The 7,675-nt window shown below is 55.9% G+C and carries 7 protein-coding genes; 1 reads left to right on the forward strand and 6 read right to left on the reverse strand.

The annotated features are described in order from the left end of the window. Positions 1-78: 78 nt before the first annotated feature. A complete protein-coding gene (locus WCL10_RS19065; protein ID WP_336897233.1) occupies positions 79-1,869 on the reverse strand; it encodes an O-antigen ligase family protein in 1,791 nt (596 codons plus the stop codon). A gap of 299 nt (positions 1,870-2,168) precedes the next feature. Between WCL10_RS19065 and WCL10_RS19070 the strand changes: the two genes are divergently transcribed. Next, positions 2,169-3,176, forward strand: a complete 1,008-nt coding sequence (locus WCL10_RS19070; RefSeq protein ID WP_336897234.1) for a hypothetical protein — start codon at positions 2,169-2,171, stop codon at positions 3,174-3,176. A gap of 3 nt (positions 3,177-3,179) precedes the next feature. On the opposite strand, the gene WCL10_RS19075 is transcribed toward WCL10_RS19070, so the two are convergent. From WCL10_RS19075 to WCL10_RS19095, 5 genes are all read right to left on the reverse strand, one after another. After that, positions 3,180-3,995, reverse strand: a complete 816-nt coding sequence (locus WCL10_RS19075) for a 6-hydroxymethylpterin diphosphokinase MptE-like protein (RefSeq protein ID WP_336897235.1) — start codon at positions 3,993-3,995, stop codon at positions 3,180-3,182. A 38-nt stretch (positions 3,996-4,033) separates the two neighbouring features. Further along, complete coding sequence (locus WCL10_RS19080) at positions 4,034-4,936, reverse strand: hypothetical protein (protein ID WP_336897236.1); 903 nt, start codon at positions 4,934-4,936, stop codon at positions 4,034-4,036. A gap of 25 nt (positions 4,937-4,961) precedes the next feature. Next, the gene (locus WCL10_RS19085; protein WP_336897237.1) at positions 4,962-6,065 is read right to left on the reverse strand and encodes a Gfo/Idh/MocA family oxidoreductase; all 1,104 of its coding nucleotides are present in this window, start codon (positions 6,063-6,065) and stop codon (positions 4,962-4,964) included. 61 nt (positions 6,066-6,126) lie between these two features. Then, the gene (locus WCL10_RS19090; protein ID WP_336897238.1) at positions 6,127-6,897 is read right to left on the reverse strand and encodes a WecB/TagA/CpsF family glycosyltransferase; all 771 of its coding nucleotides are present in this window, start codon (positions 6,895-6,897) and stop codon (positions 6,127-6,129) included. Positions 6,898-7,264: 367 nt separating this feature from the next. Continuing rightward, positions 7,265-7,675 (reverse strand): integrase core domain-containing protein (locus WCL10_RS19095; RefSeq protein WP_336897239.1); only part of this gene is annotated, 411 nt, incomplete at its 5' end.

Below are 7,675 nucleotides of genomic sequence, written 5' to 3' on the forward strand. Positions count from 1 at the left end.
CAATTCGAAGAAGCAACCGGCAGACGATCCGCTTATCCGTTGCCGATCACTATGCAGACCAACCCGGCCACTTCTCATCTAGCGAAGCGGCGTGGGCCGGGGTTGCCGCAGATCAGCCCGGTGGCGGCCAGAGCGAGCCTGCATCCTGCGAGCCAGATTGCGGCCATTAGCTCGCGGATCAACGTCACCGCCGCAGACTGCGACCGTGATCGAGACCAGCACGGTAACGATGAGCGCTTCTTTCATGTAGATCGTAAAGGCAACCTCGCTTGCGCCTGTGAAGGCGAACGCCGTGACCAGCATGGATATCGCGCGCCAAGCCCCGGCGGCCGGGCCCTGTTGCCGTGAAAGGACGCGCGCACGGTATGCCGTAAACCCAATCAACGCGGTAAAGCAGGTGAGGCCGATCAACCCGTTGTCGACAATGATCTGCAGATAGCTGTTGTGGAGCGTGGCTAGGTAGCGCGCGTCCGGTGAAAACCCAGCAAACATGACAGCGTAGCTAGAGGAAAGGCGAGAAATGCCCTGCCCGAAGGTTCCATTGCCAAATATCAACTGCTCAAGATTTGCATCTTGAAAGTAATCCCAAAAGCGATTCCAGATGTATTCTCGGCCTGTAAAAATACCGTAGGCACTGCGGCCGCGAGAGCTTGTGAAATTTATGAGAAAAGGGAATAATTTTTGTCCAATAGAAGCATAAGTCACGTACATCCACGGGGCTAACGCTGCTATAAGCCCATATATTCGTTCGGAACGGATAAGATATGTAAGTGCGCAGGTTAACCCAATCGACAAAATAAATTGCTGAGCATCTAATAGAAATACTATGTACAGGCCGAGAAAAAACAAAAATACGTTTACATAGCTTTTCATATCTCTTGCTAGCTTGGCTGCCGCGCATATGCAGGTTGCCAAAGGAATCGCCGCACCAGCTTGTAGGGACGTAGAGACTGGAAGCACTGCTCGAGAGTTTCTAAAGCCCAAAAATTTTGCAAAAACTGCTTCACCATTGATCTGCGGCAGGCTCTCTCCAATAGGGTTAACATAACCCCAGTACAAAAGACCTAATTGAAGTATGCAGTATACAACTGATGCGATATAAAAAGTCTGAATTAAATTTTTTGCCGCAAGATTACCAAATCGTCGGCGGGAGTCCCAGACTAAAATACTGATTGAAGCTACCACAAAAAAGAAATAAATTAGTGCGTTCAATGCCTGAGCGCCTACTGATTGGAGTGCAATCATGAAGGTGTGGGCGGTTGATAGAATGGTGACGGTGAAAATGGCGCCAGCCGCCAAGACAACTGGTATGTAGACCGATATCTTGTCTTGCCGGTGACCGAGCGCCGTTGACGTCAGCGCAAGGAGGACGCAGCCTTCGGCACCCAGCACATACGCGGCCGGGAATTGCCAGGCGCTCAGAAGGCCCGCTGCCAGCTGGAGAATGAGAAAGCTGCTCGCATACAAGATCTGCATCCACAAGCCCGGGCGATACACCGCCTTGGGGTGAGCGCTCTGCGCGAACCGGGGCGGTACAAAACTTAGCGCTCTCGCTGTCATCACATCGACTCCAGACTTGGGCCGCGCCCAAGGGCAAACATGGTGGGTCACAAGGCTGGGGTGGCCAGCATGGCGACGGTTCAACATGGACTCTTTTTCGGCCGCAGGCAGCATTTGCCAAATCGCCAGCATTTGCCAAGTGGATTGTGCTTGTTGGATGCCAGTAGTAGGGTTTGCCGCAGCAAGGAAGAGGCGATGTTCCGACGTCGGTATGTCCCGCCCCATTTCCGATCGGGGGCCAAGGCTTTGCGTGCGCAGGCCGTTGCGGTTCCATCCTACTGCGGATGCGAACAGGTGGCAGACGAGCACGAAACAGAAAGATCGCCATGAGATTTCACGAGCTGTTGTTGTCCCGTCGCCGAATGCTGGCAGCCTTGGCGGTGAGTGCTGCGGCTCTTGGCCCGCCAACCGCGCGATCGGCTCGGCGCCCTTTGGGCCAGCCTCGCCCTTCAGACGTCATCTTTTCTTCGCGCTGGTCCTTGCCAGCCAGCATCGCGATCGCTGCGGCAGCTGGTGCCACACGCTTTGACTGGACGTACCGCTTTTGCGACAACTACTTTTCATCGATCCAAGCAGCAGGCCTTGCGTCGATAGGCGGAGCCATAAATATGTGGCCGCCCGATGGGATTGGTCAAGTTACTTACAAGGTTGGGCGCGCGCTGGATCGAGCAGGCCGCATGATCGAGGCGCCATGGGTCTGTGGGCAAGGCTGGTATTGGGGCTGCGTAAACAATCCGTATTTTCGGCGACTTCAAGTTGACAGGGTTTTGTGGAGCCTTCAGGGCGGCGCAAGCGTAATCCAGCATGATGACCCTCGTGCAGCCATAGCCGCGGTCTCGTTCGGTGGTTGCTGGTGCGGGTATTGCCGCCAGCGGGCTGCGCGGCTCGGCTATGATCTGCAAAGCCAGATGCTGGCGTTTCAGACATCAAGCACGGTCAGCTACGTCAGAGCACTGCGAAGCCAGACCGACACGGCCAGCGGCTTTGCAGTGCCGATGTCGTGCAACAACTTCCGCATGAAGCTCGGCATCCCGCATACGCTATTCGATTATGGCATGTGCGAAATCGACCCTGCAGACGCGGATCTCGGTGTCCTCGAGCAGGCCTATCGCCAGTTCGAGCGTATGAACTGGATGCAGGTCGTAACCTTGCGATCGGCCGATATAGCATTGAATCGGGCAGCAATCGCGAGGGTCCACGCCTTGGGGGGGGCCATGCTCTATCCGTACAATGTCTATATGCCATCCGGATCACGCTTTTCTGCGGATGCGGCGAGCATCGCCCTACTCTACAGATTTGTCCGCGCGATCGGCGCGCTGCTTGATGCGTCGCGCTTCATAGACCAGACTCCTGCAACCTTTCTTACCGCAGATAGCCTTGCCGCGCTCGAACGCGCACGTGTGGGGACGATTGTCCGTCGTGCTGGCGCGCAGACCGTCCTGCATTTTGTTCCAGCCAGCTCCGACCGCAGCGTTCCTCCCGTTGATATCAGCTGCGCGGCACCGTCCGGCGAACTCAGTGTCCGATCGGCAGAGCGGCCAGACCCCCGGGTGCTGCAAAGGAACGCCTTTGCCATCGCGCCGTGGGACTGGAGCACCCTGACGATCGGAGCATGACGATCAGCTGGGCGCGGCGCCGAGAGCGACTTCAAGGCTCTCCTTTCGGAAAACCCTGCATGCGCCGTCGACCGTCGCGTCGATTATTTCCCGGCCATCTGAAGCGAACGCATCGCGGGCAAGAGCATAGGCAAGCTCGGACCGATGAAGGTCGGGAAGTTCCCAGGTAATTCCCTTGGGGAAATAATCTGGATGCATGTGATCCTTGTCTTCGTTTTCGGTGCGCGTCTGCTTGGCATTCGCGTGACCTTTGGCCGAAAAGCGATGGTCCATCCCGACGATCACGACCTTGCTGAAACCGAGAAAGTAGGCGAGTTGGAGCGTGACGAAGGTGACGGTCCCCCCGGACGTGATCGGCTCCCTGATATCGCCGACAAACCGGTCATGTAGCCGCGGCGGAACTCGGAAATAAAGGAATCCATCTTCTGGCTGCAAGAGGCCTCTGAGGTGGAAGTCTACGAATTTCGGCCCCGCCAATTTGCGAATGTCATCTGAAAACTGCGTTAGGACCAGATGATTGATCGACGTAAAGAAGGTCGGCTCGAAGCCCCACTGCTCGTACATCAGGTAGGCCCGGTTCATGCCGATTGACTTGAATTTGCCCACAAGCTGCATGTCGGTCTTGTTGAGCGAAGGGCCGTTGCAGATAATGACCGCAGTCTCGCCCGCGCAGGATCCATGCAGTTTGCCGAGCGCCGCCCTGTTGGCCTTGGCGACATCGCCCTGGCTCCATGCGGCTGCGGCGGGAAGGTCTGCCACACGCCTGGCAACTGCGCGAACGACCCGTTCAACACTCAACTCACGGGCCTTGATGCGCATATGGACTCCTACTCGCTTGATTTTAGGTGCAAGCCGATTCAAGCGTGAGCAGTGCCAGAAGGCAACTGCGACCGATGGTACTGCGCGTCGTACTTTTCGATGAGTCGTACGGTAGACTGGATGTTCCCGCGCGATGAAGCCCCAAACAGCAGGGACTTGATCTTTGGCTGAGCGCACACGTATTCAACTGCCTCATCGGGCGAAATCGCGCCGGAGGCAAAAATGGACATTGCGATAGGCCGGAACTCCCGTTCAGCGATGGTGCGCTCGTACATCTCCAGACCGCCCGATGTCCTGAACGCTATCTTGTTGATGTTGGCGCAAATTATCGGGTTCTTGATGCCAACGCTCTCAAGCGCATCGAGAAGTTTCGGCAAATTCATTGTGATAAAGCCCGGTTCGGCATCGTATTTGGCCTTTACGTGATCGGCAAACATCCGAAACGCGTCGTAAGCCCCCAGACCAAGAACGAGATCGGTGACCACGTTCTGGATGAAGATCACAGGTGTCGACAGATCGTGAAACATCTGCATTTCTGCATCGATGAGCATGCCCGCCAGGTTTTCCATGTCCATGCGCGCCAGCGAGAGGCCACCCTTTACCAGCGCTCCTATCTTGCTTTCGCCCGGAAGGAGCTTTGAGAGGGCGCCTGTCATCCCATGTTCGGTTACCGCATTGGCGTACTTGTGCGCATAGGGCATGCACGGGTAAAATTCGAAGCCGGGATACCGGTGGGGATTGGCGCGGAAGTGATCGCACACCTCGCCTACACGCCCATGCGTGGTGCACATGAATACTCGAATTCCCGCGTCATATGCGTGATCGATGGTTCGGATGATCTCTTTGATATCCTGAAAGCGCATGCCTTGGGCACGAGCTTTCTCTTCCGACATGTGATTGACGCCAAAAAACTGGTTATCGCCAAAAAGGATGCGTTCCATTGGACCAGAACTCCGTGGTCGGGAATTAGGATTTTCCGAAGATACGGGCCAATCCGGTCCGCGTTTTTGGCGACGGGCGCGCAGCGACCGCGTCATTGTCATCGATCCCTATACCAGGACGACTTGCCGCATTGCGGATCGCATCGACTGTCATATCCGCTTCGACAGCTGTCGCAAATGTGCTGCGCGTATTTGGGTCGTTTGCCTCGATATGCTTAGCAAAATGCTCAATTTGTGCCGAGTACTCTTCACCGCGCAGGTAGTAATCAACTGGTTCGGTCAACTCGGTTGTGTATCTCACATTCCAACCTTGATTGAGGCCAAGGTCGGACCGGGCCTCGCGCATGTAGATTTGCACTTCTTGGCGGTCTGCGATAATTTTTCCGTTCGTCCCGGAAATCGTCAATTTAGTTGACATCTTGCGGTATGACTCGTCGCTCCAGTTGACTTGCAGCACCGCCGTCTTACCGTCATTGTAGCACATCAGGGCGTAAACTTCGTCATCGACTTCTTCCGAAAAAATCGAGCCCAGCGAGGCGGACAGCACCGTGTCAGGACGTCCGATACAATAGTTCAACAGATCGAGAGCGTGCGTGGCATAATCATATAGGGCACCGCCGCCGGTCTGCTTCCTTCCGCGCCAAGAGCCTGTCTTGGGTCGCAGCACCACAGGTCCGTAGGCTTCCGCCGTGACGTGGTGGATGCGGCCCAAAATGCCGGCATCCACAAGTGATTTCACATGCACGAATGATCCAACGAAGCGATAGTGGTAGCCGACCTGGTTCACTATGCCAGCAGCTTTTGCCGCAGCGGCAAGAGTAATGCCGTCCGCTGTTTCCAAGACAAACGGCTTTTCGCAGAAGATGGCGAGGCCTTTGTCTATGGCAGCAGCGACCATCGCGACATGCGCTTTTGGCGGCGTGGCGATAACGACCGCGTCGAGCGCTTCCTTCTCGAGCATCTCCGTATAGTTGGAGTAGCTCTTGATTTTTGTGTAGCGGCCCATGATCGACGCCAAAAGCGGGGTGGAATCGCATGCGGCGACCAAGTCGATGCCTTCTGTTGAATTTAGGATAGCTTGGTGGGAAATGCCCATCTTGCCCAGTCCAACCATTCCCACACGCACCATTTGATACCCCCTTTTAAAAGTTTCGTGCGCTGTACCCGTGAATCCTAGTGGAATATCGATACTAGCCGAAGATCCGTCGTTTGGCGCCGCGCAAAATAGCCCCTGCCATCCAAACTCCTGACCACCAGTATCGTTTGGCCCGTAGTCTCGGTTGAACAATCAGGCGAAAGAGCCATTCTAGGCCCAGATTCCGAAGGAATAGCGGAGCCCACGGAACCCGACCAGAGTGATAGTCAAAGGCAGCTCCGACGCCCACCAACCAAGCTGCCCCAACTTCGTCCTTGATGTCGGCGATCATGGCTTCCTGCTTTAGCAAGCCAAGGCCAACCCAGACGATATCCGCCTCCGATTGCTTGATCTGCGCGATCATTTCGGCTCTCTCGTCTGCTGTGAGGGGCCTGAAAGGCGGCTCGTAAATTCCGCAAATGCACATGCCCGGAAATTGGGCCGAAAGACGCCGCCCCATCTCGGCAGCCGAACCATTGGTGCCGCCTAGGTAGAAGTGGCGCCAACCTCGTGAGGCACCGAATGCCGACGCATCCAGTTGCAGGATCGGCCCGTTGTAACGAGATATGTGATTGCCAGCGGCCTTGGCAGCCACGATGACCCCCACTCCATCACAGAGCGAAAAGTCCGAACCGCAAATGAAGGCCGCATGGTTCGGTAGCCGCCGTGCATGGTAGAGCGATTCGGTATTTGTGATAGAAATGTAATGACCAGCTGAACCTGCTCGGATGGACTTCTCCATAGCTTCAAGAACATTGGCGTGCAGATCTATGTCAATTGGAAATCCATCGACATCGACGCGATACTTAGGTGTCAAGGCCCCCATCTACCAGTCCTTAAGTCCATTACGCTCAAGCAAGGCCTGATCCCGCAAGTGCGTAATGACATCGTGTTGCAGAAAAGTGACCAAGGGCTTTAGCCCACGCCCAGCAACTCGGCGACGTTCTGCTGCGATGCGGCATCGTTTTTTTTGATGCACGTGAATCCGGGCCGGGTCAACCGTTGCCGAAGCTTTCTGTGTCTTTGTCTTGGACCTGGAATGTCACGCCAGATGGTGGAGATGGCACAAGGATATCTCATGAGACCTGTGCGCGGGTGGGTGTAGAGAAGTGACCGGGTTGGTCTGCACAGTGATCGGCAACGGATAAGCGGTTTGAACCGCCCCGGGATTGCCGGAGGCCATTTGGTTTAAGTTACGCGGCCATGGGGACGTCGTCCAGCATGGCGTAGTAGCGTTGTTCGGCTTCGGCGGGCGGGATGTTACCGATAGGTTCGAGGAGCCGCCGGTGGTTGAACCAGTCGACCCATTCGAGCGTTGCGAACTCGACTGCTTCAAAGGATCGCCACGGTCCGCGCCGGTGGATCACCTCGGCCTTGTAAAGGCCTTTGATCGTTTCGGCCAAAGCATAGTCATAGCTGTCGCCGACGCTGCCGACCGATGGTTCGATGCCGGCCTCGGCAAGGCGCTCGGTGTATTTGATCGAGACATATTGGCTGCCGCGATCGCTGTGATGGATTAGCCCGCCGCGATGAACTGGCCGCCGGTCGTGTGTCAACGGGCACCGAAGTTTCCCTAAAAGTGGGCGCTTAAAGTTCCCTGCTTT

Origin of the sequence: Novosphingobium sp. (assembly GCF_037133355.1) — a bacterium.
Taxonomy (GTDB): domain Bacteria; phylum Pseudomonadota; class Alphaproteobacteria; order Sphingomonadales; family Sphingomonadaceae; genus Novosphingobium.